The organism is Variovorax sp. 05N34 (assembly GCF_056397405.1).
The window spans coordinates 100,881-125,498 of the sequence record NZ_JBFTNI010000004.1 but is presented as its reverse complement, the minus strand read 5'-3'; the positions used below and the strand labels follow the sequence as shown (position 1 = coordinate 125,498).

26 protein-coding genes and 1 pseudogene are annotated in these 24,618 nt (G+C 65.0%); 19 read left to right on the top strand and 8 right to left on the bottom strand.

Features of this window, described 5'->3' with window-relative positions; translation table 11 throughout:
• Position 1 precedes the first annotated feature (1 nt).
• The 9 genes and pseudogenes from AC1DMA_RS12545 (at position 2) to AC1DMA_RS12505 (ending at position 9,211) form a co-directional block, all read left to right on the top strand.
• Positions 2-1,255, top strand: a complete 1,254-nt coding sequence (locus AC1DMA_RS12545; protein ID WP_478123845.1) for an ABC transporter substrate-binding protein — start codon at positions 2-4, stop codon at positions 1,253-1,255.
• Between the two features lie 6 nt (positions 1,256-1,261).
• Positions 1,262-2,080: an ABC transporter ATP-binding protein gene (locus AC1DMA_RS12540; protein WP_478144382.1), complete on the top strand. Its 819-nt coding sequence runs from the start codon at positions 1,262-1,264 to the stop codon at positions 2,078-2,080.
• A pseudogene (locus AC1DMA_RS12535) lies at positions 2,080-2,589 on the top strand (ABC transporter ATP-binding protein); the annotation flags it as partial. The gene AC1DMA_RS12540 and the pseudogene AC1DMA_RS12535, both read left to right, overlap by 1 nt.
• 501 nt (positions 2,590-3,090) lie before the next feature.
• Positions 3,091-4,308, top strand: a complete 1,218-nt coding sequence (locus AC1DMA_RS12530) for a Tm-1-like ATP-binding domain-containing protein (RefSeq protein WP_478144646.1) — start codon at positions 3,091-3,093, stop codon at positions 4,306-4,308.
• A 21-nt stretch (positions 4,309-4,329) separates the two neighbouring features.
• Positions 4,330-5,169, top strand: a complete 840-nt coding sequence (locus tag AC1DMA_RS12525; protein ID WP_478144381.1) for a phosphoenolpyruvate hydrolase family protein — start codon at positions 4,330-4,332, stop codon at positions 5,167-5,169.
• Positions 5,170-5,184: 15 nt separating this feature from the next.
• Positions 5,185-6,879, top strand: coding sequence for a flotillin family protein (locus AC1DMA_RS12520; protein ID WP_478123848.1), 1,695 nt, complete (start codon positions 5,185-5,187; stop codon positions 6,877-6,879).
• A gap of 3 nt (positions 6,880-6,882) precedes the next feature.
• Positions 6,883-7,326, top strand: a complete 444-nt coding sequence (locus AC1DMA_RS12515) for an SRPBCC family protein (protein WP_478123849.1) — start codon at positions 6,883-6,885, stop codon at positions 7,324-7,326.
• A 1-nt stretch (position 7,327) separates the two neighbouring features.
• Positions 7,328-8,803 (top strand): SRPBCC family protein, encoded by a 1,476-nt coding sequence (locus AC1DMA_RS12510; protein ID WP_478123850.1) that lies wholly within the window; start codon positions 7,328-7,330, stop codon positions 8,801-8,803.
• Between the two features lie 42 nt (positions 8,804-8,845).
• A complete protein-coding gene (locus tag AC1DMA_RS12505) occupies positions 8,846-9,211 on the top strand; it encodes a VOC family protein (RefSeq protein ID WP_478123851.1) in 366 nt (121 codons plus the stop codon).
• Between the two features lie 27 nt (positions 9,212-9,238).
• Here AC1DMA_RS12505 and AC1DMA_RS12500 read toward each other — a convergent pair whose 3' ends face one another.
• The 6 genes from AC1DMA_RS12500 to AC1DMA_RS12475 form a co-directional block, all read right to left on the bottom strand.
• A complete protein-coding gene (locus AC1DMA_RS12500; RefSeq protein WP_478144380.1) occupies positions 9,239-9,706 on the bottom strand; it encodes a MaoC family dehydratase in 468 nt (155 codons plus the stop codon).
• Positions 9,707-9,879: 173 nt separating this feature from the next.
• The gene (locus AC1DMA_RS12495; protein ID WP_478144379.1) at positions 9,880-10,854 is read right to left on the bottom strand and encodes a Bug family tripartite tricarboxylate transporter substrate binding protein; all 975 of its coding nucleotides are present in this window, start codon (positions 10,852-10,854) and stop codon (positions 9,880-9,882) included.
• Positions 10,855-10,902: 48 nt separating this feature from the next.
• Positions 10,903-11,805, bottom strand: coding sequence for a site-specific tyrosine recombinase XerD (gene xerD / locus AC1DMA_RS12490; protein WP_478144378.1), 903 nt, complete (start codon positions 11,803-11,805; stop codon positions 10,903-10,905).
• A 102-nt stretch (positions 11,806-11,907) separates the two neighbouring features.
• Positions 11,908-12,312 (bottom strand): RNA recognition motif domain-containing protein, encoded by a 405-nt coding sequence (locus AC1DMA_RS12485; protein WP_478144377.1) that lies wholly within the window; start codon positions 12,310-12,312, stop codon positions 11,908-11,910.
• Between the two features lie 196 nt (positions 12,313-12,508).
• The gene (locus tag AC1DMA_RS12480; protein WP_478123856.1) at positions 12,509-12,832 is read right to left on the bottom strand and encodes a hypothetical protein; all 324 of its coding nucleotides are present in this window, start codon (positions 12,830-12,832) and stop codon (positions 12,509-12,511) included.
• Positions 12,833-12,978: 146 nt separating this feature from the next.
• Entirely contained in the window at positions 12,979-13,953 is a 975-nt protein-coding gene (locus AC1DMA_RS12475) for a tripartite tricarboxylate transporter substrate binding protein BugE (RefSeq protein WP_478123857.1), read from the bottom strand.
• 106 nt (positions 13,954-14,059) lie between these two features.
• Between AC1DMA_RS12475 and AC1DMA_RS12470 the strand changes: the two genes are divergently transcribed.
• Together AC1DMA_RS12470 and AC1DMA_RS12465 are read left to right on the top strand one after the other, a co-directional pair.
• Complete coding sequence (locus tag AC1DMA_RS12470; RefSeq protein WP_478123858.1) at positions 14,060-14,968, top strand: AEC family transporter; 909 nt, start codon at positions 14,060-14,062, stop codon at positions 14,966-14,968.
• A gap of 37 nt (positions 14,969-15,005) precedes the next feature.
• Entirely contained in the window at positions 15,006-15,434 is a 429-nt protein-coding gene (locus AC1DMA_RS12465) for a hypothetical protein (RefSeq protein ID WP_478144376.1), read from the top strand.
• On the opposite strand, the gene queG is transcribed toward AC1DMA_RS12465, so the two are convergent.
• Positions 15,421-16,491 (bottom strand): tRNA epoxyqueuosine(34) reductase QueG, encoded by a 1,071-nt coding sequence (queG, locus tag AC1DMA_RS12460; protein WP_478144375.1) that lies wholly within the window; start codon positions 16,489-16,491, stop codon positions 15,421-15,423. The two genes, AC1DMA_RS12465 and queG, sit on opposite strands and share 14 nt — an antisense overlap.
• Here queG and tsaE point away from each other — a divergent pair.
• Positions 16,477-16,974, top strand: a complete 498-nt coding sequence (gene tsaE, locus AC1DMA_RS12455; protein WP_478144374.1) for a tRNA (adenosine(37)-N6)-threonylcarbamoyltransferase complex ATPase subunit type 1 TsaE — start codon at positions 16,477-16,479, stop codon at positions 16,972-16,974. The two genes, queG and tsaE, sit on opposite strands and share 15 nt — an antisense overlap.
• Complete coding sequence (locus AC1DMA_RS12450) at positions 16,971-18,404, top strand: N-acetylmuramoyl-L-alanine amidase (protein WP_478144373.1); 1,434 nt, start codon at positions 16,971-16,973, stop codon at positions 18,402-18,404. The genes tsaE and AC1DMA_RS12450 overlap by 4 nt, the downstream gene beginning before the upstream one ends.
• Positions 18,405-18,454: 50 nt before the next feature.
• Here the strand turns inward: AC1DMA_RS12450 and AC1DMA_RS12445 are convergent, their stop codons facing one another.
• Complete coding sequence (locus tag AC1DMA_RS12445) at positions 18,455-18,922, bottom strand: hypothetical protein (protein WP_478144372.1); 468 nt, start codon at positions 18,920-18,922, stop codon at positions 18,455-18,457.
• Between the two features lie 148 nt (positions 18,923-19,070).
• On the opposite strand from AC1DMA_RS12445, the gene AC1DMA_RS12440 reads away from it, so the two are divergent.
• The 6 genes from AC1DMA_RS12440 to AC1DMA_RS12415 all read left to right on the top strand — a co-directional run bounded on the left by AC1DMA_RS12440 (position 19,071) and on the right by AC1DMA_RS12415 (position 24,589).
• Positions 19,071-19,772 carry an RNA polymerase sigma factor gene (locus AC1DMA_RS12440; RefSeq protein WP_478123864.1) on the top strand — a complete coding sequence of 234 codons (702 nt, stop codon included), beginning with the start codon at positions 19,071-19,073 and terminating at the stop codon, positions 19,770-19,772.
• A gap of 54 nt (positions 19,773-19,826) precedes the next feature.
• Positions 19,827-20,396, top strand: coding sequence for a ferritin-like domain-containing protein (locus tag AC1DMA_RS12435; protein WP_478123996.1), 570 nt, complete (start codon positions 19,827-19,829; stop codon positions 20,394-20,396).
• 67 nt (positions 20,397-20,463) lie between these two features.
• A complete protein-coding gene (locus tag AC1DMA_RS12430) occupies positions 20,464-20,889 on the top strand; it encodes a MarR family winged helix-turn-helix transcriptional regulator (protein ID WP_478123865.1) in 426 nt (141 codons plus the stop codon).
• The gene (locus AC1DMA_RS12425) at positions 20,886-22,670 is read left to right on the top strand and encodes a chloride channel protein (RefSeq protein ID WP_478144371.1); all 1,785 of its coding nucleotides are present in this window, start codon (positions 20,886-20,888) and stop codon (positions 22,668-22,670) included. Before AC1DMA_RS12430 ends, AC1DMA_RS12425 begins: the two co-directional genes overlap by 4 nt.
• A 46-nt stretch (positions 22,671-22,716) precedes the next feature.
• Positions 22,717-23,109, top strand: coding sequence for a DUF2946 family protein (locus AC1DMA_RS12420; protein WP_478144370.1), 393 nt, complete (start codon positions 22,717-22,719; stop codon positions 23,107-23,109).
• A 70-nt stretch (positions 23,110-23,179) separates the two neighbouring features.
• Entirely contained in the window at positions 23,180-24,589 is a 1,410-nt protein-coding gene (locus AC1DMA_RS12415) for a hypothetical protein (protein WP_478144369.1), read from the top strand.
• Positions 24,590-24,618: the final 29 nt, after the last annotated feature.

Here is a 24,618-nt window from a genome sequence, read left to right as displayed (position 1 = left end):
CATGAGCAAAGGCAGAAGAATGTTCGGGCGCAGCATCGTCGCCGCGGCGGCGCTGATTGCAGTGACCGGAATTTCATACGCGCAGGAGACCGTGAAAATCGGGCTCCTCGCATCGCTGGAGGGCCCGTTCGCAGCGCCCGGGCAGGACGGCATGCGTGGCGCGGACCTCGCGCTCAAGCAGAAGAACGGCATGGCGGGCGGCAAGAAGATCGAGTTCGTCAAGGTCTCATCCGACGCCACGCCGGACAAGGCCGTGAACTCCACCCGCAAGGCCGTGGAGCAGGACAAGGTGCAGATCATGATCGGCCCGCTGTCGGGCGACGAAGGCATCGCGGTCAAGAACTACGCGAAGACGCAGCCCAACATCACCTTCATCAACGGCTCCTCAGGTGCGCAGGGCGCGACGCTTGCAGACCCTGCTCCTAACTTCTATCGCTTCAACACCGAAGGCGCTCAATGGATGGTGGGCCTGGGCGAGCATGCGCTCTCCAAGGGCTACAAGAAGACCTTCCTGATTGCGGAGGACTACGGCTTTCCGTATTCGCAGGTGCAGGGCTTCATGGCCAGCTACTGCGCCAAGGGCGGCAAGGTGATCGACAAGGCGTGGGTGCCGCTGGGCACCAAGGACTACGCATCGGTGATCGCGAAAATTCCCAAAGAGGCGGATGCGCTGCTGGTGGTGCTGGGCGGCTCCGACGCGGTGAACTTCCTCACGCAGTATGAGCAAGCCGGCGGCGACAAGCCGATGATCGGCGGCTCCATCACGGTCGACCAGACGGTCCTCAACTTCAAGGGCAAGCGCCGCGAATCGCTGCTGGGCACCGCATCGGCAGGCCCGATGGCCGATTCGATCGACACGCCGGAGTGGAAGAAGTTCGTGGCCGACTACAAGGCGAACTTCAAGGACGGCTTCCCGAGCCCCTCGCTCTTTGCCTACCTCTACTACATCAACACCAAGGCGACGCTCGATGCGCTGGATGCAGTCAAGGGCGATCTCTCGAATGGCCAGAAGGCCTATCGCGAAGCGCTTCAGAAGACCAACTTCCAGGGGCCGGCGGGCGTGGTGAAGATCGACGGCAACCGCAACGGCGTCGGGACGACCTACATCACCGAAGTGACGAAGGCACCGGACGGCTCCTTCTACAACAAAGTCGTGAAGACAGTGCCCGACATCTCGCAGACCTTGGGACTGCCTGAAGCCGAATTCAAGAAGATGGGCCTCGGCACGCGCGACGTACCCGACTGCAGGACCTGAGCCCGAATGGCCACGATCACCCCCCTGCGATCGGCCGCGTCACGCGGTGCCGTGAATGCCGGCGGCAGCACGCAGCTGCTGACGGGCGATGCCTTGCGGCTCACGGGGGTGACGCGTGCCTTCGGGGCGCTGCGTGCGGTGGACGATGTTTCGCTCACCGTCGCAGCCGGCGAGAAGTACGCCATCCTCGGCTCCAACGGCGCCGGCAAGACGACGCTGTTCAACGCGATCACCGGCGACTTTCCGCCGACGGCGGGTCGCATCCATTTTTTTGGCGAGGACATCACGGACTTGCCGCCGTATGAGCGCATCCGCAAAGGGTTGCGCCGTACTTATCAATCGTCGCTTCTGTTCCGGGAGCTGACGGTGCGCGACAACCTTTTCCTCGCCGTGCGCGGCGTCGCCAATGGGCGCTTCAGCTTTCTGCGGGCACGCGAAGGGCATGCGTCGACCCGGGCCACGCAGGACCTGCTCGAACGCACGCGGCTGACCCACATCGCGGAAGAGAGGGTCGCCAACCTCGCGCATGGGCAGCAACGCCAACTCGAAATCGGCATGGCGCTGGCCGGCGCGCCCCGGCTGATCCTGCTGGACGAACCGGCGGCAGGCTTGTCGCCGGCAGAGCGCCGCGAACTCGTCGCGCTGCTGCGCTCGCTGCCGTCACACATGAGCTTCGTGCTGATCGAGCACGACCTGGAGATCGCCCTGCGCGTGGTCGACCGGGTGACCGTGATGCACAACGGCCGCACGCTGCGCACTGGCAGCCCTGAAGAAATCGAGGGCGATGCCCAGGTGCAGGCGATCTACATGGGGAGCCGTCACTGATGGCCTGGTTCGGCAACAAGCGCGAGAGCGGCGGCGACAACGTCGGCGCCGGCAACACGCCCGTGCTCGCCATCGACAGCCTCGACGTGTACTACGGCCACGCCCATGCATTGCAAGGCGTGAGCCTCACGGTCGAGCGCGGCGTGCTGGGTATCGTCGGCCGAAACGGCATGGGCAAGACCACGCTGTGCAACGCGATCACGGGCATGGTCCCGGCCAGGGGCAGCATCCGTCTGGCGGGCGAAGAGATCCTTGGCCTCGCCCCCAACGAAATCACGCGGCGCGGCATCGCCTACGTGCCGCAGGGTCGCCGCGTATGGCCGTCGTTGTCAGTCGACGAAACATTGCGGCTGGTCGCGAGCCGGCGCCGGGAGGTCGACCGCATCTACGCGATGTTCCCCCGCCTTGCTGAACGGCGCGGGCACGGCGGCGCGCAACTTTCGGGTGGCGAACAGCAGATGCTCGCCATCGGGCGCGCGCTGCTGCTCAATCCCAAGCTGCTGGTGATGGACGAGCCCACCGAAGGCCTCGCGCCGATCATCGTCGAGCAGGTGGCGCAATCGCTGCGCGACCTCGCTGCCGAGGGCCGCATCGCCGTGCTGCTGATCGAGCAGAACCTGGGGGTCGCCATCTCGGTGGCCGATCGCATCGGCGTGATGGTCAATGGCCGCATCGCGCAGCAGATGCCCGCAGCCGAACTGGCGGCCGATCTCGACTTGCAGGAGCGGCTGCTCGGCGTGCGTTCCAACGGGCACGACGAGGAAGCTGCCGAAAGTGCCGGCTTGGCGACTCAGGACGCCCCGGAGCCGACGCAGGTCTTCACGGTGCGCCGCACGCATGGCGATGGCGCGCCCACCCTCGACGACCTCGCGCCGCGCACGGTAAGAGGCTTCAATCGCTGGAACGCGGGCGGCACTGCAGCGCCGGTGGCCGATATCGAGCGCCAGCCGGCCGCGCCACCGAAAACCGCCGCACCGCAGATCTTCGACTTTCCCGTCGCTGCCAGCAGCGTGCGCGCCGCGTACGTCGCCGGAACCTTCGACACCAAGGGTCGAGAGCTGCTCTTCCTGCGGCAATGCCTGGAGCGGCTCGGCCTGCGGGTCGTCACCGTCGATCTGTCGACCTCGGGCAAGACCTCGCCTGCCAACGTGCATCCGCGCGAAGTGGCGCGCCACCATCCCAATGGCGAATCGGCCGTCTTCAGCGGCGACCGCGGCAACGCGACCGCTGCAATGGCGCTCGCCTTCGAAGCCTTCTTGCAAGGGCGGCGCGATCTGGGTGGAATCATCTCAGCAGGCGGCTCCGGCGGCACTTCGATGGCAACGCAAGGCATGCGCGCGCTGCCCATCGGCGTGCCGAAGATGATGGTCTCGACCATGGCGAGCGGCGACACGCGCCCCTATGTCGGCCCGAGCGACATCTGCATGATGTATTCGGTCACCGATGTACAGGGAATCAACCGGATCAGCGAACGCGTTCTTGCCAACGCCGCGAACGCGCTGGCCGGCATGATCGCCCACCCGCCCGTTGTCTCCAATGACGGAAAGCCGGCGGTCGGACTCACCATGTTCGGCGTCACCACGCCTTGCGTTCAGATGCTGACGAAGCGGCTGGAAGACAGCCACGACTGCCTCGTCTTCCATGCGACAGGGGTGGGAGGCCAGTCGATGGAGAAGCTCGCCGACTCCGGTTTGCTGGCCGGCGTCATCGATGTCACCACCACCGAGATCGCCGACGAGATTGCGGGAGGCGTGCTCTCCGCCGGCCCCATGCGCATGGACGTGTTCGCGCGCCATGCCCTCCCCTACGTGGGCTCGTGCGGCGCGCTCGATATGGTGAACTTCGGCGCCTGGGACAGCGTGCCCGAGCGCTTTCGCGCCCGCAAGCTCTATCGGCACAACACCACGGTGACCCTGATGCGCACCACACCCGACGAATGCCGCGCCATGGGCGAATTCATCGCCGCCAAGCTCAACGCGATGCGCGGGCCGGTGCGCTTTCTCATTCCGGAGGGCGGCGTGTCCGCCATCGACCGGCCCGGCCAGCCGTTTCATGATCCCGAAGCAGACCGCGCGCTGTTCGCTGCCATCGAGCAGGGGTTCCGGCCAGGCGGGAACCGCAAGCTCATGCGGCTGCCGCTGCACATCAACGACGAAGCCTTTGCGGATGCGCTGGCTGCCGCGTGGCACGAGGTATCGCGCCCGACCACCAGCGCCCTTCGCGCCTGAACCCTGGAGCAGCCCAGCCCTATGCCACGCATCGATCGCTCCACGCTCCTGCAACGCCTGCGCGCCAAGATGGCGGCCGGCCGGCCCATCATCGGCGGCGGCGCCGGCACGGGCCTTTCGGCCAAGTGCGAGGAAGCCGGCGGCATCGACCTGATCGTGATCTACAACTCGGGTCGCTACCGCATGGCGGGGCGCGGCTCGCTCGCTGGCCTGCTCGCTTATGGCAATGCCAACGAGATCGTCTGCGAGATGGCGCGCGAAGTGCTCCCCGTCGTGAAGCACACGCCGGTGCTTGCGGGTGTCAACGGCACCGATCCGTTCATGATTCCCGACGAGTTCCTGCGGCGGTTGATCGCGCTCGGGTTCTCCGGCATCCAGAACTTTCCAACGGTGGGCCTCATCGACGGCACCTTTCGCGCGAATCTCGAAGAGACCGGCATGGGCTACGGATTGGAAGTCGAACTGGTCGAACGCGCCCGCAAGCTCGATCTCTTGACGACGCCCTATGTCTTCAGCGAGAACGATGCGCGCGCCATGGCACGGGCCGGCGCCGACATCGTGGTCTGCCACATGGGACTGACCACCGGCGGCGCGATCGGCGCCGAGACGGCGCTGACGCTCGACGGCTGCGTGGAGCACATCAACCAATGGGCGGCTGCGGCGAAGAAGATCAAGCCCGATGCCATCGTGCTGTGTCACGGCGGCCCGATCGCCACCCCGAACGACGCGCGCTATGTGCTCTCGCGCTGTCCCGAATGCCACGGCTTCTACGGCGCCAGCTCGATGGAGCGGCTGCCTGCGGAAACGGCGCTCACCGAGACGACGCGCCGCTTCGTCCAGATCACACGCGACACGCAATAAGAGGAGACGACGTCCATGTCAGGTGCTCAATTCGGCAACTTCATCCTTGGTCTCATCGTGGTCGCGATCATCGTCGCGCTCGCGGTCTGGCTGCTGCACTGGCTCTACCTGCGCAGTTCGAAGGAACGGGCCTTCGTGCGCACGGGCCTTGGCGGCCAGAAGGTGGTGCTCGACGGCGGCGCCTTCGTGCTGCCCATCGTGCATGACGTGATCCCCGTCAACATGAACACGCTGCGGCTCGAAGTCAGCCGGGGGCGCGACAAGGCGCTCATCACCAAGGACCGCATGCGCGTCGACGTGATCGCCGAGTTCTACGTGCGCGTGGCAGCGAAGGCTGAAGCCGTCGCCGCCGCTGCGCAGACGCTCGGCCTGCGTACCATGGAGCCGGATCAGCTCAAGGAACTGGTGGAAGGCAAGTTCGTCGATGCGCTGCGCACTGCGGCGGCAGAGATGACGATGGAAGAACTGCACGAAAAGCGCGGCGCTTATGTGAAGCGGGTGCGCGAATCGGTGGCCGAGGACCTGACCAAGAACGGACTCGAACTCGAAGCCGCATCGCTCACGCAACTCGATCAGACCGGCATGGAATTCTTCAACCCAAGCAATGCCTTCGACGCCGAAGGTTTGACACGGCTGACAGAACAGATCGAGCACCGCAAGAAGCAACGCAACGACGTTGAGCAGGACACGCTCATCGCGATCCGCAACAAGAACCTCGAAGCCGAGAAGCTCTCGCTGGAGATCGATCGCGAAGGCGAGCATGCCCGCCTGGCCCAGCAGCGAGAAGTGGAAATCGCCCGCGCACGGCAGCGTGCGGAGTTGACCGCCGAGCGCGCCCATCGCGAGCAGGATGCGGAAAGCGCACAGATCACCGCCAAGCAGAGCATTGATACGGCGCGCATCCGCTCCGAACAGACCATCGAGCAGGAACGCATCGGCAAGGAGCGCGCGATCCAGAGTGCCGAGATCGAGCGTCGCTTGTCGCTTGAACTCGCCGAGCAACAGCGTGCGATCGCCATCGCCCGCGAGAGCAAGGCGCAGAGCGAGGCCCAGGCCGAGGCCGAAACTGCGCGCGCCCAGGCCGTCTCTGCCGAAGAAAAGGTGTTTACCGCACGCGAGGTCGAGATGGCCGAACGCAAGAAGGCGATCGACCTGATCGGCGCCGCACAGGTTGCCCAGCGCGACGCCCTGCGCCTCACCACTGCCGCGCAGGCCGAGAAGGATGCAAGCGCCGATCGGGGTGCGGCAGTGCGCGCGCAAGCCGAAGCCGATGCCGACGCCGAGAAAATCAAGTCGATGGCGATGCGTGTCCGCGCAGAGATCGAAGCGGAGGCGATGCGCATGATGAACGAAGCCCACAACATGCTGTCGCCCGAAGCACGCATGTCGGCACTGCGCATGAAGCTGGTGGAGAAGGCCGAGGCCATCATTCGCGAGTCGGTGAAGCCGATGGAGCGCATCGAGGGCATCAAGATCCTGCACGTGGACGGCCTCGGCGGCTCGTCGGGCGGCGGCGAGCGCAACGGCGACGGCGGCGGCTTCGCGGACGGGCTGGTCAATTCGGCATTGCGATTCCGGGCACAGGCGCCACTGGTCGATCAGTTGCTGCGCGAAATCGGCATTCAAGGCGGCGACATCCAGCGTCTCGTCGGCGAGGTCAGCGGCGCACAGACGGCGCTGCCATCGGGGGCTCCCCAGGAAAGGGAATAGCGCATGGTGCAGGTCTACGTCTCGAGCGTCATCGACGCCAGCGCGGACAATGTGTGGTCCCGCATCCGCGATTTCAACGGCCTGCCGCTCTGGCACCCCGGCATTGCCGACAGCCGCATCGAGAACAGCCAGCCGGCCGATCGAGTCGGCTGCATCCGCCACATTCACACCCGCGATGGCGGTGCGATCCGCGAGCGATTGCTGGCGCTGTCCGATTACGAGTACAGCTGCACCTACGAAATCCTCGAAAGCCCGATGGGCGTGTCGAACTACATCTCGACGCTCAAGCTCACGCCGGTGACTGACGGTGCGCGCTGCTTTGCCGAATGGAGCGTCGAATTCGATTGCGACGAAGGCCGCGAGCGCGACCTGACCGAGACCATCGGCGGCGGCGTGTTCCAGGGTGGCTTCGACGCGCTCAAGCGCCACTTCGGATCGAGCCGCTGACATGCTCCAGCGCGTGGTTCGATCGACCGTCATCGATGCGCCCATCGAGCGCGTGTGGGCCGTGCTGCGCGACTTCAACAGCCATGCGCAATGGCACGACGTCGTCGAAGCGAGCCGCATCGAAGCGCAGGAGCGCGGCGATCAGGTCGGCTGTGTGCGCAGCTTCACGTTGCGCGACGGCCATCGAATCCGCGAACAATTGCTGACGCTGTCGGACACCGAGCACAGGAGCACCTACTGCATCGTCGAAGCAACCGTGCCGCTGCAGCGCTACGTTTCCACACTCACCCTCAAGCGCGTGACGGACGGCAACCGCACCTTCTGGCACTGGACGTCGACCTTCTCGACGCCACCGGGCAGAGAGCGCGAATTGCGCGACATGGTTGCGCAGGACGTGTACGAAGCAGGCTTCGAGAACCTGCGTCGGCATCTGCGGCGCGGCGGCGATTTGCGACCTGGCGGCAGCGCGGCGATGCCGACCGCCCTGCCCCTCCCCACGCGCCGCGTCGCCGTCGAGCGCTATGGCGGACCCGAAGTGATGCACACGCAAACCAGCGAAGTGGAAGCGCCTCGCGCGGGCGAGATTCGCATTCAGCAGCGCGCTGTCGGCGTGAACTATCTCGATGTGTATCTGCGTCGGGGCTGGGTGCCGGGACTGATGCCGGTTTCGCCGCAAGCGCCCGGCGTGCCGGGTATGGAGGCCGCGGGCAGTGTGCTCGACGTCGGTCCTCAGGTGACAGGCTTTCTCCCTGGCGATCGCGTCGCCTACCTCGGCCCGATGCCCGGCGCGTATTGCGGCGTGCGCTGCGTGCCTGCCGATTGGGTGGTGCGGTTGCCCGCAGCCGTGGAAGACGAGACCGCCGCCGCCTTGCTTCTGAAAGGCATCACGGCAGACTACCTGCTTCACGACCTCGGCCACGTGCAACGCGGCACACGTCTGCTGGTACATGCGGCTGCCGGCGGCGTCGGATTGCTCGTGTGCGCATGGGCGCGCCGTCTTGGCGCCACTGTATTGGGCACCGTGTCCACCGAAGAAAAAGCCCGCATCGCACGCGAGTACGGCTGCGAACACGTCATCGTGACGCGCTACTACCGCTTCGCCGATGCCGTGCAACGCGCCTGCGGTGGCGCCGACGTCGTGATCGACGGTCTGGGCGATGCCGCGCGCGAAGAAAATCTCGCCGCCCTCGCAAGGCGCGGCCACTGGATCAGCCTCGGCCAGGCGAGCGGACCGCTGTCTCCCCTGCCGCCCGACGCGCTCGTCGCCAAATCGCTGAGCTTTTCACGTCCGGTGGTGTTCGACTACGTGGCCACCAACGACCAACTTGCGGTGCGCGCGCAGCGCGTCTGGAGCGCGCTGGCAGACGGCACGATCAAACTGCCGCCCATCCAACGCTTCGGCCTCGATGCTGCGGCCGATGCCCATGCGCGCCTTGAATCGCGCGGCACCATCGGTGCCCTCGTGCTGCTGCCTTGAAACTCGAATCCACTCTGCCAGGAGAAAGCAATGATCGTCGGAATGAACCACTTCACCGTCATCGCGGAAGACCCCAAAGCCACCTTGGATTTCTACACCGGCCTGCTGGGCCTCAAGGTTGGCCAACGGCCCGATCTCGGCTTTGACGGCGCATGGCTGTACGGCGAAGCGCCCCAAGCGGTGCTGCACCTGTACTTCGATCGCAAGCCGCCGGAACAGCGCGCAGGCGTGATCGACCACATGGCCTTCACCGCGCGCGGCCTCAAGGAAGTCAAAGCCCGCTTCGACCAGAGCGGCACCAAGTACGAACTGCGCCAAATACCCGGCGCGGGCACCTGGCAGTTGTTCTGCCACGATCCCAACGGCGCAAAGGTCGAGCTGGATTTCGCGCCGTCCGAGTCGCTCTAGCGCCTCAAGCCCTTGGGCCCTAAGCCGTCAGGTCGGCCGCCGCGAGACAACCATCTTCGGCGAGAAGCGCTGCAGCACGTCGCCGTGCTGGTTCTTCGTTTCGCAGCGCATCAGCACCATCCCCCGCTCGGGCCGCGAGCGCGACGGAATCACTTCCATCACTTCGCTCTCGACCCGCAGCACGTCACCGGGCCGCGTCGGCTTCGGCCACTGAAGCTCGCCCCCCGACCCGATCACGCCATCGGCCAGCGGAATCCCGCTCGTGACCAGCAACCGCATCGTGATCGCCGCCGTGTGCCACCCACTCGCCGCCAGTCCCTGAAAAAAAGTGTTCTTGGCAGCCTCAGCATCCAGATGAAAAGGCTGCGGATCAAACCGCGCAGCAAATTCAATGATCTGCGCCTCATCCAGCGCATGCTCGTCGCTGACAAAGCGATCCCCCACCTTCAAGTCTTCGAGATAAAGATTCCGCGTAGCAGGCGTCAATTGAGCCATGGTGTGTTCCTCCATCGTGGACCCGCGCATTGTCCACTCGTCCCCCGGCCTGCGCAGCCAGCCCCCTCAGTGGAACACCGTGGAACCGGCTTCGCCGGGCCACCGGTGTTGCCCCCGGTCAGGGGGAAGGAGAAGCGACACGAAGTGCGCGCATCCTGGGGGCGAGCAACAGGCTAATCTGATTTGATCCCAGCCGACCGCACGATGCGCCCATTGCTCTCGTACTCGCTCGCGATCTCGTTCTCGAAATCTTCCACCCGGCCGCCGGTCGGCACGTTGTCTGTCGCAAGCAGCTTCGCGCGCAGATCGGGGTTGTTCAGCGCCTTGTTGATCTCGACGTTGTATTTTTCAATGAGGATCGAGGGCGTGCCGCCCGGCGCAAACACGCCAAAGAGCGACGACATGTTGGCAGCGGGATAGCCCAGCTCGGCCAGCGTCGGCACCTTGGGTAGTTTGTCCAGGCGCGCTGGCGCAGCGACGGCCAGCGGACGCAGCCTGCCCGCCTGGATCTGCGCGGAAACGGTTGCGCCCGCATTGGTCGACAGGATCTCGAACTGCCCGCCGATCGCATCGTTGAGCTGTTGCCCGCCGCCTTTGTACGGAATGTGCGTGACGTCGATCCTGGCCGCCGAACGAAGTTGTTCAAGCACGACGTGCCCCAGCGAAGCTTGCCCCGATGTGGCCCATCGAATCGCGCCCGGCCGGGCACGCGCGTCATCCAGCAAGGTGCGAAAGTCGCGCGTGCCGGTGGCCGTCGTCGCGAGGAGCAGCACGGGTGAATACATCACGCTCGCGACGGGGGCGATGTCCTTCATCGGGTCGAAAGGCGACTTGCCCAGGTGCGGGTTGAGCACCAACGGACTGATTGCCGAAAAGCCCAACGTTGYGCCGTCGGGTGGCGCTTTCGCAACCGCATCCATGCCGATCGTGCCACTCGCGCCGGCCTTGTTCTCGACGACGAAGGTCACGCCAAGCTGCGCTGCAAGCTTGTCGGCCAAGGCGCGCGCGACGACATCGCTGACCCCGCCCGCCGGATAAGCGACCACCATCCGCACCGTCTTCGGCACGACCTGGGCCTGCGCCGCCACGGCAATCAACGAAAGACCCAGCGCGGCCACAACGGCGCGCCGGCAAGAACTCAAAAGCATCGATTCAACTCCTCGGTCATGCGATTTTCCGGCAATCGGCGAAGCGATTCAGCCGCGCGGATGGTGTTTGGCATGCAGTTGCTTCAAGCGTTCCCGCGCGACGTGCGTATAGATCGTGGTGGTGGAGATGTCGGCGTGGCCGAGCAGCATCTGCACCGCACGCAGATCCGCACCATGGTTGAGCAAGTGCGTCGCAAAGGCATGGCGCAGGGTATGCGGAGACAACGGCACGTGGATGTCCGCCGCCAAGGCTGTCTTCTTCACGATGACCCAGAACATCATCCGCGTCATGCCAGCCCCTCGGTGGGTCACGAAAAGATCGGAAGTCTGCTGGCCATCGAGGATGACGGGACGCGACTCCTGCAAATAACGCTCGATCCAGCGCCTGGCCTCGCCGCCGAAAGGCACCAGGCGCTCCTTGCTGCCCTTGCCCAGCACGCGCAGCACGCCGTCGTTCAGGCTCATCTCAAACACCTTGAGCGCTACGAGTTCGCTCACGCGTAGCCCGCTTGCGTACATCAGTTCCAGCATGGCGCGGTCGCGCAGACCAAGGGGTGTGTCGACGTCCGGCGTGGCCAGCAGGTCGTCGACTTGCTTTTCAGACAAGGTCTTGATGGCGCGCGGCATCTGCCGGGCCGGTGCGAGGCGCAAGGTGGGATCCGCCGCGATGCGTTGCTCGCGCAGCGCCCACCGGTAATAGCGCTTGAACACCGTGAGGCGCCGGTTGGCCGAGGTCGCCTTGCCGTTGTCCGAAAGGCGCGCGCCCATGTAGGCCTGTAGGTCGTTCTCCAGTGCGGCACCCAGTGGCTTGCCGCGCTCGACCTCCAACCAGTTCGCAAAGAGTTCGAGATCGAGGCGATAAGCCGCGAGCGTGTTCTTGGAGAGTCCGTCTTCGAGCCACAAGGCGTCGATGAAGTCGTCGATTTCAGGCGTTTCGGTGGCCGTGGTCATGCGGTGCAAGATAACAAAAGACGGGCGCCCAAAACAAAAAAGGCTCCGAAGGAGCCTTTTTACCGTTGCCGGTGTGCTGCAGGGTGCTGCAGCAGTGTGTGCTTAGTAGCCGCCGCGACCACCGCCGCCGTAGCCGCCGCCACCGCCGCTGCGGTTGCCACCACCACCACCACCGCCGTAACCACCGCCGCCGCCGCCACCGTAGCCGCCGCCGCCACCGCTGCGACCGCCGCCGCCGAAGCCGCCGGGCGAGCGTGGCTCCATCGGACGGGCTTCATTGACGGTGAGGTTGCGACCGCCGAGCGCTTGCTCGTGGAGGCCTTCGATGGCTGCGAGCGCCTCGGCGTCCGAACCCATTTCGACGAAGCCGAAGCCCTTGGAACGGCCGGTGTCGCGCTCCATCATGACCTTGGCGCTGGCGACAGTGCCGTATTGGCTGAAAGCCTGCTCGAGGTCGTTGTCACGGATGGAGTAAGCGAGATTGCCTACGTAAAGTTTCTTGCCCATGGAGGGACTCCTAAATCAAACCAAAAACACAAAGCGATGGAGTCCCTATATCACAACAAACTAAACAGGCGCTGTGGCGCGAAACTGACCGATCACCGGTTCACGTGCGGGCTGTAAAGCTCGCGACGCGCGGCTATTGTCGTCGACTCCGGACCTTTTGGGGGAAATGTCTTGTTTAATTGCAACAGTTTGAACATCAAGCCGGCTCGGCAAGGGTTTTGAGTCCCAGCCAGGCAGCCGCGATGACCGCATTGACCGACACACTCAAGGCGCTGGGCACATAAAACAGTGCCGATATCGCGGGGGCGCCCAACAGGATCTCGACGATTCCACCCAAGCCGAAAAACAACACGGCGCACCACAGCCACCGCCGCATATAGATGAGAAGCCAGTGCGCCTGCGACCGGTTGTGCCGCATGGCTGCGGATCGTTCGAAGACATTGCCCAGCGTAACGTCGACGAAAAGCCACTCGAAGAAGAAGTAGCGATACACGAGAGTGCGAAAGGTCAACTCATGCACGATCCATCTCCTTTGGCTGGCGGCGCTTCATCCTTCGATGATTCTTGAGAGGGCCCTTGTCATTCTCTGGTGAATCTCAAGCGGTCGGCTGTAGGTCGCCGCGTCGTCAGGGCGTCGTGTCGCCGCCCTGCCTCCGCGGCTCCTCCTCAGTCGAGCTGCAGCTTCTGCTTGACGACCACGTCCTTGTAGACGGCGAACTCCGCCTTGATCTGCTCGGCGAACTGCTCGGGCGTGTTGGCCACGACGAGCGAGCCGGTGTCTTCGATGCGCTTGCGAACAGCCGGATCTTCGACCGACTTCTTGACGCCCGCGTTGACCTTGTCGACCACGTCCTTTGGCAGGCCCTTCGGACCGAGGATGCCGTAATAGGCCATGCGGTTCACGGGCTCCAGGCCCACTTCCTTGAAGGTGGGCACATTCGGGAGTTCCTTCAGCCGCTGCGGTGCCGACACCACGATCGGCACCAGCCTGCCGGCCTTGATGAAGGGCAGCGTCGACGGGATGTTGTCGAACATGATCGCCACCTGTCCGGCCACGACATCGTTCAGCGCCGGCCCCGCGCCGCGATAGGGAATGTGCGTGACGTAGGTGTTGGTGAGGCTCTTGTAGAGCTCCATCAGCAGATGCCCGATGCCGCCGGTGCCTGACGAGGCGTACGAATACTTGCCCGGGTTCTTCTTCAGTTCGGCGACAAACTCTGCGTAGTTCTTCGCAGGGAAGCTCGGGTTCACCGCGATGATGTTCGGCGTGGCCGCGATGTTGACGATCGGCGTGAAGTCGTTGATCGGGTCGTAGGGCGTCTTCGGATTGATGGCCGGATTGGCCGCCGTGCTCGACACCGTTGCCACGCCGAGCTTGTACCCATCAGGCGCGGACCGCGCGGTTTCGGCCGCGCCTACGATGCCGCCGCCGCCCGCGCGGTTGATGACGACCACGCTCTGGCCAAGCGCCTTGCTCAGCGGTTCCGAAATCACGCGCGCCACGATGTCGGTCGTGCCTCCGGGTGCAAACGGGACCTGCAGTTCGATCGGCTTGTTCGGATAGCTTTGCGCCCAGCTGGATGTTGCGAACGCGGCAAGCGCGGCGGCGCCGGCGATCGCATTCCATTGACGACGGTTCATTGATTGGCCTCCTTGAGCCAGTAAACGAAAGCCGCCATGCTACCGGCTCGGTCCTCCCGCCGCTTCGTGGATAACCCACAGGCAGCCGCCGTTTATCCTCGACCGGGTGAACTATGCGCAACTGCTCTTCCCCGACTTCTCACTCATCGCATGCGGCTGGTTGCTGTGTCGCTACACGGCGCTCGATCGCCGTGTCTGGGACCACGTTGAAAGCCTGGTGTACTACTTTCTTTTTCCGGTGCTGCTGTTTCATTCGATCATCCGCAGCCCGCTCGATTTCGGTGCCACGTCGAACCTGATTACGGCGGGTGTCGGAGTCGGGCTTTCCGGCATCGCCCTGGCCTATGCATTGCCATTTCTGCCGGTGATCGGGCCGCACATCGACCGACGCGATCACGCGGCGAGTGCGCAGGTGTCCTTTCGCTTCAACTCTTTCATCTGTCTGGCATTGTCTGAACGCTTGGCGGGCCCTGAAGGACTGCTCATGATCGCGGTGCTGATCGGCGTCTGCGTGCCGCTCTTCAATATCGCGGCGGTGTGGCCGATGGCGAGACACGCGCAAAGCGGGTTCCTGCGGCAATTGGCGCGCAATCCGCTGATCATCGCCACCGTTACAGGGCTCATCGCGAATTTGCTCGGTCTGGGCGTGCCGACTTGGTTGACGCCGACGTTGTCGCGCATCGGTGCCGCATCGCTCGCATTGGGATTGATGGCTGCGGGCGCCGGCATGCAGTTCGCGACGCTCGCGCGTGGCAAGGTGCTTGCCTTTTCGGTGCTCGCCATCCGGCACCTGGCGCTGCCGCTGATCGGATGGAGCCTCGCCGTGGTGTTGAAGCTCGATCCTGCGCAGGCCGCAGTGCTGATGACCTTCTCGGCCGTGCCGACCGCCTCGAGCGCCTATGTATTGGCCGCTCGCATGGGCTACAACGGCCCCTACGTCGCGGGACTGGTGACGCTCTCGACCGTGCTGGGCGTGGCGAGCCTGCCTTTCGGGTTGGCACTGATCAGCAAGTAGCGCCCCGTTGACCGTTGTCCACGGCTACCATTCGGCGATGCGCCCTTCCCTTCTGGTCGTTGTCGCCGCAGCGTCTTTTGCAGGCGCGGCACAGGCACAGGACTACGCGCACTATCAGGGCGCCTGGAATGGTTCCTTCTTGTTCTATGTGGCGCAGCAGGACACCGGCGCGCTGGGTCCGCCGGAGGTCTATCCCGGCACGCTCCAGATCGAGGCCGACGGCGCAGTCGGTGGCAGCGTGCCGGATGCGGCCTGCATGATGAAAGGGTCCAGCACCGACTATGTCTCGCCCATCAATGCATCGATCGACCTCGATGTGAGCGGCTGCAGGGACACGCGCTTCAACGGTCACTACAACGGCAAGCTGCTCAACAACCCGACGTTGAAGTACGCATCGCTCCGATTGAGTTCGATTCGCTCGATGGACGCAGGCACGGCGCAGATTTCGGCCATCATCCGACACTGACATCCAACGCCCATTCGACATGCTCGCGAACGAGCGCGCTGGGGTGCGCGAGGCGCGCGGCCAATGCGGCACGAGCGCTTTCGTCGCCGGCCCGCAGCGCATTGCCGAGCGCCACGGCCACGTTGCGCAGCCAGCGTTCATGGCCGATGCGGCGGATCGGGCTGCCTTCGGTGTAGCGGAGAAACTCTTCCTCGGTCCATGCAAAGAGTTCGCCGAGCTGCCGGCCCGTGAGGCCCTCTCTCGCATCGAAATCGGCAAGCGCACTCTTCTTTGCAAACTTGTTCCACGGACAGATCAGTTGGCAGTCGTCGCAGCCGTAGATGCGGTTGGCCATCAGCGGCCGCAGTTCGAGCGGAATGGAACCTGCATGTTCGATCGTCAGGTAGGAGATGCAGCGACGCGCGTCGAGCCGATGAGGCGCGATGATGGCGCGCGTCGGACACACGTCGATGCAGGCGCTGCAGCTCCCGCAGTGCGGCGTGACAGGCTCACTGGGCGGCAGCGCCATGTCCACGTAGATTTCGCCGAGGAAAAACATCGAGCCCGCCTCGCGGTCGAGCACCAGCGTGTGCTTGCCGCGCCAGCCCTGGCCGCTGCGCGACGCCAGTTCGGCTTCGAGCACGGGGGCTGAATCGGTGAACGCACGATGGCCGAAGGGGCCGACTTCTTCTGCGATGCGCTCGGCCAGCTTCGACAGGCGGGACCGCAGCACCTTGTGATAGTCGCGGCCTCGCGCATACATCGACACGATGGCCTCGCTGGGCCGCTGCAACCGCGCGAACTCGATGGCTTGCCACCCGTCAGGCGTGTCCCGCGGCAAGTAGTCCATGCGCGCGGTGATCACCGAAACCGTGCCCGGGACCAGCTCTGCCGGCCTTGCGCGCCGGGTCCCATGCGCGGCCATGTAGTGCATGTCGCCATGAAATCCCTCGGCGAGCCACTGCATCAGGCCCTCTTCCGCACTCGACAGGTCGACACCTGCGACCCCGATTTGGGAGAATCCGAGCTCCCGGGCCAAGGCCTGAATCCGAATGACGAGTTGATGGCTGCCGATCACCTGCCGATTGTAGAAACGCACAGCGCCCCGCACGTGTGGCGCACCGAGGACGACACGGATGCACTGGCACTCGCGCTGGCTCGATCGCCCGCCCTGCGCGACGCCTTCATCGCGCTGCAAGGCGACCTCGGCGCCGGGAAGACGACCTTTGTTCGTCACCTTCTGCGCGCCTTGGGCATCACCGGTCGCATCAAGAGCCCAACCTATGCGGTGGTCGAACCGCACGAGGCGCCGGACGGGCTCGCCATTTTCCATTTCGACTTCTACCGATTCAGCGATCCGCGCGAATGGGAAGACGCAGGCTTCCGCGACATCTTCGCCGGCCCCGGCCTCAAGTTGGCTGAGTGGCCAGAAAACGCCGCGGGGCGCATTCCACTTGCGGACCTCGCTATTAAAATCGAAGCAATGACCGACGACACTCGCACCGTGACCCTTCGTGCCAATACGCCGCGCGGCACCCGGTTGCTGGCCGACGCTGCATGAGCGCCGGACTGAAGCGACGCGCGCTGCTGCAAGGCGGTAGCCTGGCCCTGTTGCTCGGGGTGCAGGAAATCGCCCGTGGCGCCACCATCGTGGCAGTCCGCGTCTGGCCCGCTGAAGACTACACACGCGTCACCATCGAATCGGATGGCCGGCTCAAGTCGCAGCAACTGGTGGTCGGCAACCCACCCCGCCTGGCAGTGGACGTCGAAGGCATCGACCTCAATCCGGCCCTGCGCGAGCTCGTCGGCAAGATCAAGCCCGACGACCCCTACATCAACGGATTGCGCGTCGGGCAGTTCGCGCCCAGCGTCGTGCGCATCGTCTTCGATCTGAAGCAGGCGGTCGCGCCGCAGGTCTTTTCGCTCGCGCCGGTGGCGGCCTACCGCGATCGGCTTGTGCTCGATCTCTATCCGCAGCAAGCCATTGACCCGCTCGAAGCACTCATCACGGAGCGCATGCGTGATGCCCAGAAGGCCCCGCAGGCTGCAAGTCAAGCGGCCCGTCCCAGCCCGGAGGCGGCCGATCCTCTGGGTGAGTTGATGGCCCAGCAATCGGCACGCCCGCCGCAGCCTTCCTCATTGGGGCCTGGCAATCGGGCGCCCGCGGGCACCGGCCTGCCGCTGCAAGTGCCTCCCGCCGGGAGCGCGCCGCCACCCGCAGCGCCGCCAGCCGTTGCACGCGGAGGCGCGACCGCCAGCCAGACCGATCGGATCATCATCGTCGCGCTCGACCCCGGCCATGGCGGTGAAGACCCCGGCGCGACTGGGTCCAACGGCACGCGTGAAAAAGACATCGTGCTGCAGATCGCGCACCGGCTGCGTCAACGCATCAACGCCAGCAGCGTCAACGGCAATCCGATGCGCGCCTTTCTCACGCGCGACTCCGACTTCTTCGTGCCGCTCGGCGTGCGCGTGCAGAAGGCGCGTCGCGTACAGGCCGACCTCTTCGTGAGCATCCACGCCGACGCGTTCACCACGCCCGATGCACGCGGGGCGAGCGTGTTCGCTCTCAGCCAGAGCGGCGCGTCGAGCAGCGCCGCACGCTGGCTCGCCAACAAGGAAAACCAGGCCGACAGCGTCGGCGGCGTGAACGTCGGGAGCCATGAAGTGCAGGTCCAACGCGCCTTGCTCGACATGAGCACCACCGCGCAGATCAACGACAGCATCAAGCTCGGCGGCGCGATGCTAGGGGAGATCCGCAGCATCGGCGCCCGTCTTCACAAGGGCCAGGTCGAGCAAGCCGGCTTTGCCGTTCTCAAGGCACCGGACATTCCGAGCGTGCTGGTCGAAACAGCTTTCATCAGCAATCCCGAAGAGGAAGCCAAGCTGCGCAGCACCGCCTACCAGGAAGACCTTGCGGACGCGCTCATGCGCGGCATCCAGCGCTACTTTGCGCAGAACCCGCCCCTGGCGCGCAGCCGGCAGTTGTAGCGGCGGCGTACAGGCGGCCACTGCCGCTGTTTGCGCAGCTGTTTGCGCAGCTATTTACCCGGCAGCCCGCAGGCCTGCAGCGAGCTTTTCTTCATCGCATCCATCTCACGGCGCGAAGTCGGCGGGCTGCCATGAAAAGCCGTCGTGAAACGCTCCGCGCCGCAGTCGCAGCGCTCGACACGATCAGCCTGCTTGCGAAAGCTCGTGAGGCAGTCTCGCTTGAACCATCCGAAGATCTTCGGCTTCGGAGCGGGGCATGACTCCAGCAGTTTCAGGTCGCGCACGATCGCCTTGCGTTGATGCGTCGAATCCGCCGCCTGCACGCCCTTCCGGTACCCCTCGGTCAGGCACTGGCAGTCGTATAGCTCGGGGTAGATCTCGTTCTTGGCGCAGGCGACGCTGAAGCGCTGGATCTCTCGCTCCATGTCTTCTTTCGTCGCGGCGCTGCCTTGCCCGCCGAATGCCGACGCAAGCACCAGAACCATGATCGCGCGCGCCATGCGCTGAACCCGATCCATAACTTCTCCTGTTGCACCGATTCTCCGGGCGAAGCAGCGATATTGCCGCAGTTTCTGCCCCGCGAAGCCCGCAGGAGGCGCTCCAGCCAGAAACTTGAAACGTGCCGCGCCGCCAAGCCATCTAATGGGCGAAGGAAGCAAACAAGCCATGCCCTCCACCCACCCCAACCTCGACGCCGCACCGCCCCCGCCTGGGGAGGCGTCCGATGGCGAACTCGCGACACGCGCCTCGCGCGGCGATCCCCTCGCATTCGAATGCATCATGCGGCGCCACAACCAGCTGCTGTTCCGCACGGCGCGAAGCATCCTCAAGAGCGACGAAGAAACGGAAGACGCCTTGCAGGAGGCCTACCTTCGCGCCTGGCGGGCGATCGGGAGCTTTCGGGAAGACGCCCGGCTTTCGACCTGGCTCGCGCGCATCGTCATCAACGAGTCATTGGGTCGCCTGCGCCGCCGCAGCGCATTGGTCATTCCCCTGGATCCGGCGGTGTCCGCCTCCGGAGAAACGGTGGAATCGCAGGCGCCCGACGACCCGGACCACCAGCCGGAGCGCGTCGCCATGCGTGAGGAAATTCGTCGACTCATGGAACGGCGCATCGACCGCCTGCCCGATGCATATCGCACGGTATTCGTGCTGCGCGCGGTCGAAGAAATGAGCGTGGCCGAAACAGCCATGGTGCTCGAGCTCACCGAAGCAACGGTGCGAACGCGCTTTCTGCGGGCCCGCAGCATGTTGCGCGAATCGCTTTCGCGCGACATCGATATTGCGGTCGATGACGCCTTCTCGTTCGATGGCGTGCGATGCGATCGCATCGTCGCCGGCGTGCTCACCAGGCTCCCGAACCGCTGATCACCACCCACCACCCCCCACTCACCACTCGAAAGGAAGATCATCATGCTGTCCCTGTCTTTTCTTCAAATGCCCACACCCGTCGCCGCACGGCGCCTGTTCCTGGGCAAGTCGGGGTTGATGTTGTCGGGCGCCGCAGTCGCGCTGCTGGCCGGAAACGATGCGCTCGCAGCGAAAACGGGCGGTTCCGAGGGCAACGACGTGCAGATCCTCAACACCGCGCTCGGTGCTGAACTCGAAGCCATTGCGGCCTACCAGCTCGGCGCCGACAGCAAACTGCTGGAGAAGCCGGTGCTCGACCTCGCCGTGACCTTCCAAGGCCATCACAAGGCGCACGCGGCGTTGCTTGCCGCCACCGTCGCGAAGCTCGGCGGCCAACCCGTCTCGGCCAAGGCGAAGTACGACTTCCCGGCCGATCAGCTGAAATCACAGGCCGACGTACTGAAGTTCGCAGCCAAGCTCGAACAAGGCGCCGTCAGTGCTTATCTGGGCGCAGTGCCACTGTTCAGCGAGCGCGATCTGGCGAAGGCGGCGGCCAGCATCCTCGGCGACGAAGCCATGCACTGGGCGGTTCTGCGCCAAGCCGTCGGCGAAGCGCCGGTGCCTGCGGCGTTCATGACCTGAAGAGCCCTGGAGGCGGCTCAGATATATCACGTCGTGATATAAATGCGGCTTTCCACGCCGCCACCCGATGTCGCCTCCCGCACGCGCACTCATCAAGAAAGACTTCGAAGCCCTTTCCGAATTTCGCTACCAGATGCGCCGTTTCGAGCGCTTCTCCGAGCGCGCGGCGCAAGCCGAAGGCATCACGCCGCAGCAGTATTTGATGCTGCTGCACATCAAGGGCTTTCCGGCTCGTACCTGGGCGACAGTGGGCGAAATCGCCCAACGGCTTCAATCGCAGGCGCATGGCGCGGTGGCCCTGGTCACCCGCTGCGAGGCATTGCATCTCGTCGAGCGCAGGCCGAGCGAGACGGATCGCCGCCAGGTCGAGGTACACCTTCTGGAGCGCGGCGAACAACTGCTGCAGCGCCTCGCAGCCGTTCACCGGGCGGAGCTCAAGTCCCTGAAGGGCGTGTTCCAGGTTCCCCATATCGATCACCCGGACGCACCATGAGCAAATCCCATAGCGATAGCGGCCACAACAGCCATCACGGCCATCGCGGCGATTTCGCGCTCAATGCGCGGCTTTTGCAGATCACGGCCATGGCCGCCGTCATCGGCGCGCTCGGTACGGTCGCGGCCTTCGTGCTGCTGGACCTCATCCGCTTCTTTACCAATCTCTTTTTCTTTCAGACGCTGTCCATCGCCGAGCGATCGCCGGCCACGAACACACTGGGCGCGTGGGTCATCGCGGTGCCGGTGATCGGCGGCCTCATCGTCGGCTTGATGGCACGCTATGGCTCGGACAAGATCCGCGGCCACGGCATCCCCGAGGCGATCGAAGCCATCCTGTTCGGCAAAAGCAAGATGTCGGCAAAGGTCGCAGTGCTCAAGCCGCTTTCGTCGGGCATCGTGATCGGCAGCGGCGGCCCGTTCGGGGCCGAAGGGCCGATCATCATGACGGGCGGCGCCATCGGCTCCCTGATCGCTCAGTACTTTCACCTCTCCTCTGCCGAACGCAAGGCGCTGCTCGTGGCGGGCGCCACCGCCGGCATGACGGCTGTCTTCGGCACGCCGGTCGCGGCGGTGCTGCTCGCAGTGGAGTTATTGCTGTTCGAGTTGCGCCCGCGCAGCCTGCTGCCAGTCGCTGTCGCTTGTGCGGTAGCCGGCTTCACCCGCCCGCTGCTCATGGATCCCGGGCCGCTCTTTCCGCTGCAGACGGCCGTGCCCGGTCCGGTGGCGATGATGTCCTGCATCATTGCCGGGCTGATGTGCGGCTTGCTGGCGGCGGCGCTGTCCGCCTCGCTCTACAAGGTCGAAGATCTTTTCGGCAAGCTGCCTGTCCATTGGATGTGGTGGCCGGCCATTGGCGGGCTGGCGGTCGGCATCGGGGGCTATCTCCAGCCCCGCGCACTCGGCGTGGGCTACGACGTCATCGGCGATCTTCTGCACAACCATCTTGCGATTGGCGTCGTCCTGGCGCTGCTTGCGGTCAAGGCGGTGATCTGGGTGATCGCGCTTGGCTCCGGGACATCGGGCGGCGTGCTGGCGCCGCTGCTGATGATGGGAGCGGGCCTCGGTGTTGGCCTGGCCCAGGTGCTGCCTGGCAACGACCCGATGCTGTGGCCGCTGGTGTGCATGGCCGCGACGCTGGGTGGCGTGATGCGTGCGCCTCTCACGGCAACCATCTTCGCCTTTGGCCTCACGCACGACAGCAATGCGCTGCTGCCACTGCTCACGACTTCAGCCGTTGCGTATGGGTTCACCGTGCTGACGATGCGGCGCTCGATCCTCACCGAAAAGATCGCGCGGCGCGGCTATCACATCTACCGCGAATACGGCATCGATCCGTTGGAGCGTCATTTCGTCGAGGAAGTAATGACGCGCGACGTCGTGGCGATCGATGCCGCATCGACCATCGACCATGCAATGGCGACCCACTTCGGCCAAGGGCAGGCGCACCGGGCGTTCCCGGTGCTCAGCGGCGGTGCACTGCGCGGCATCGTGGATCGCGGGATGCTGGCGCATGCACTTCGCACGCCCGGCGCCACGGTGGGCAGCGCCTGCGAAGGCTCGGTGCCACACTACGCGCTGCCGAGCGAGAGCTGCCGCACGGTCGCCACGCGGATGGCGAGGCATCGGATAGAACGCCTTCCCGTCGTCGCCGATCCAGTCTCGATGGCGCTCGTCGGCATCGTGGCGCGCAGCGATCTGATCAAGCCATCGATCGTGCATTTCGACGAAGAAGAAAACCGCGAACGGATGCGCAGCATGCCCTGGCGATCACAGCCGTAGTCCGGCGGGCGAGGCTCCCGCAGTCGCTAAGATGCGGGTCTTCGCCATGTCCGCCCTTCGCGCCCTTCGCTTCCGCACCCGCCCCCCGCGCCATCTCGCATGGCTGCTGTGGCTCGTGCTGCTGCTTCCGATCGCGCAGGCGGCCACGACGTGGCATACGGTCTCGCACACGGCCCAAGCCAGTTCCGAGGCCGTTTCCGAGGGCAATTCCGAGAGTGGCGACCTCAAGGGCAAGCAGACACCGGACGCCGCACATTGCGACCTCTGCCTGGCCGCCGCGGCCATTCACGGGGGCGCGCTGCCCAGCACGCCGGTTGTCTTTGCACCGTATTCCGCGCCGCACGAAGCGCCGGCTGTAGCCGTCGCAAGCGTATGGCCAGGATTGCCCCCGCGCATCTACGAAAGCCGCGCACCCCCGACACCTCGCTTCGACCGTTGATCGCCGGCCCCCGGTCCGCTCACAGAGCGGGCGGGTGCCATCCAACGTCCTTGCGAGGAGTTTTCTTTTCATGCATACCCTTTCCCGGGTCAGCCTTGCGCTGGCCCTGGCCACGCCATTCGGCGCGATGGCCGACTCATCTTCCTCTGACGTCGAAGCACTTCGACAGGAGATCAAATCCATGCGCGCGGATTACGAGACGCGCATGGAGGCACTCGAACAGCGCGTCAAGGCGGCTGAAGCGACCGCTGCGAGTGCGACGGCCGCGGCGACGAGCGCGCCGCCGGCGACCGTTGCTGGTGCACCGCCTGCTGCCCCGCCGGCGGCGTCGGCAGTGGCGTCCACCGGCGGCGGCGGTGCGAATGCCTTCAACCCTGCGATGTCGCTGATCCTTTCGGGCGGCTACACCAACACATCGCAAGACCCCGCGAAATACACGATCAGCGGCTTTCCGCTGCCGCCCAACGCCGAAATCGGACCTGGTACGCGCGGCTTCAGCCTGGCCGAAACAGAACTGGGGTTCTCGGCAAGCATCGACCCTTGGCTGCGCGGCGCCGCGAACATCGCGCTGGAGGCGGACAACTCGGTGTCCATCGAAGAAGCCTACGTGCAGACGACTTCGCTCGGCAATGGGTTGTCGCTCAAGGGCGGCCGCTTCTTCTCCAGCATCGGCTATCTCAATCCGCAGCATTCGCACACCTGGGACTTCGTCGACAGCCCGCTGGCCTACCAGGCCATGCTGGGGAACCAGTACGGCGACGACGGCATGCAGCTGAGCTGGATCGCGCCCATCGACCAGTACCTGGAAATCAACGCCGAAGTCGGGCGCGGCCTCACCTATCCGGGCAGCAATTCGAGCATCAACGGCGCGGGCATGACGGCACTGAGTCTGCACACGGGCGGCGACATCGGCAACAGCAGCAGTTGGCGCGCGGGCGCGTCAGTGTTGAACGCGAAGGCGAGCGACCAGGCGCTCGTCGCAACCGACGCAGCCGGCGCCTCGGTGAACGACATCTTCAACGGCAATACGCGCGTCTGGGTGCTCGACGGCGTCTGGAAGTGGGCGCCCAACGGAAACGCCACGCGCACCAACTTCAAGCTGCAAGGCGAATACCTGCACAGCACGCGCAGCGGCAACCTGCTTTACGACGTGGGCAACCTCGACGCCTTCGGCAACTACCGGGTTGCGCAATCAGGCTGGTATGTGCAGGGCGTGTACCAGTTCATGCCGCGCTGGCGCATCGGCGTTCGCACGGAGGCATTGGACCCCGGCACGCCGGACTTCGGGTTCGCGTCGCCGTTGCTCTTCAGCAGCTACAAGCCGCGCAAGAACTCGGTAATGCTGGACTTCAACCCGAGCGAGTTCTCGCGCATCCGATTGCAATTTGCGCAAGACCGCGCGGCGCAGGGTCGCACCGACAACCAGATCTTCCTGCAATACCAGATGAGCCTCGGCGCGCATGGTGCGCACAGCTACTGAAATGAGGCTCTCCCCCAGGCTTGCCCACT

What these genes read in the sequence shown, in the direction of transcription:
- AC1DMA_RS12545 (WP_478123845.1), top strand. Translation starts at nt 2, where the DNA reads ATGAGCAAAGGCAGAAGAATGTTCGGGCGCAGCATCGTCGCCGCGGCG.
- AC1DMA_RS12540 (WP_478144382.1), top strand. Translation starts at nt 1,262, where the DNA reads ATGGCCACGATCACCCCCCTGCGATCGGCCGCGTCACGCGGTGCCGTG.
- AC1DMA_RS12525 (WP_478144381.1), top strand. Translation starts at nt 4,330, where the DNA reads ATGCCACGCATCGATCGCTCCACGCTCCTGCAACGCCTGCGCGCCAAG.
- AC1DMA_RS12520 (WP_478123848.1), top strand. Translation starts at nt 5,185, where the DNA reads ATGTCAGGTGCTCAATTCGGCAACTTCATCCTTGGTCTCATCGTGGTC.
- AC1DMA_RS12515 (WP_478123849.1), top strand. Translation starts at nt 6,883, where the DNA reads ATGGTGCAGGTCTACGTCTCGAGCGTCATCGACGCCAGCGCGGACAAT.
- AC1DMA_RS12510 (WP_478123850.1), top strand. Translation starts at nt 7,328, where the DNA reads ATGCTCCAGCGCGTGGTTCGATCGACCGTCATCGATGCGCCCATCGAG.
- AC1DMA_RS12505 (WP_478123851.1), top strand. Translation starts at nt 8,846, where the DNA reads ATGAACCACTTCACCGTCATCGCGGAAGACCCCAAAGCCACCTTGGAT.
- AC1DMA_RS12500 (WP_478144380.1), bottom strand. Translation starts at nt 9,706, where the DNA reads ATGGCTCAATTGACGCCTGCTACGCGGAATCTTTATCTCGAAGACTTG.
- xerD (WP_478144378.1), bottom strand. Translation starts at nt 11,805, where the DNA reads ATGACCACGGCCACCGAAACGCCTGAAATCGACGACTTCATCGACGCC.
- AC1DMA_RS12485 (WP_478144377.1), bottom strand. Translation starts at nt 12,312, where the DNA reads ATGGGCAAGAAACTTTACGTAGGCAATCTCGCTTACTCCATCCGTGAC.
- AC1DMA_RS12475 (WP_478123857.1), bottom strand. Translation starts at nt 13,953, where the DNA reads ATGAACCGTCGTCAATGGAATGCGATCGCCGGCGCCGCCGCGCTTGCC.
- AC1DMA_RS12465 (WP_478144376.1), top strand. Translation starts at nt 15,006, where the DNA reads ATGCGCCCTTCCCTTCTGGTCGTTGTCGCCGCAGCGTCTTTTGCAGGC.
- tsaE (WP_478144374.1), top strand. Translation starts at nt 16,477, where the DNA reads ATGGCTGCCGATCACCTGCCGATTGTAGAAACGCACAGCGCCCCGCAC.
- AC1DMA_RS12450 (WP_478144373.1), top strand. Translation starts at nt 16,971, where the DNA reads ATGAGCGCCGGACTGAAGCGACGCGCGCTGCTGCAAGGCGGTAGCCTG.
- AC1DMA_RS12445 (WP_478144372.1), bottom strand. Translation starts at nt 18,922, where the DNA reads ATGGATCGGGTTCAGCGCATGGCGCGCGCGATCATGGTTCTGGTGCTT.
- AC1DMA_RS12440 (WP_478123864.1), top strand. Translation starts at nt 19,071, where the DNA reads ATGCCCTCCACCCACCCCAACCTCGACGCCGCACCGCCCCCGCCTGGG.
- AC1DMA_RS12430 (WP_478123865.1), top strand. Translation starts at nt 20,464, where the DNA reads ATGTCGCCTCCCGCACGCGCACTCATCAAGAAAGACTTCGAAGCCCTT.
- AC1DMA_RS12425 (WP_478144371.1), top strand. Translation starts at nt 20,886, where the DNA reads ATGAGCAAATCCCATAGCGATAGCGGCCACAACAGCCATCACGGCCAT.
- AC1DMA_RS12420 (WP_478144370.1), top strand. Translation starts at nt 22,717, where the DNA reads ATGTCCGCCCTTCGCGCCCTTCGCTTCCGCACCCGCCCCCCGCGCCAT.
- AC1DMA_RS12415 (WP_478144369.1), top strand. Translation starts at nt 23,180, where the DNA reads ATGCATACCCTTTCCCGGGTCAGCCTTGCGCTGGCCCTGGCCACGCCA.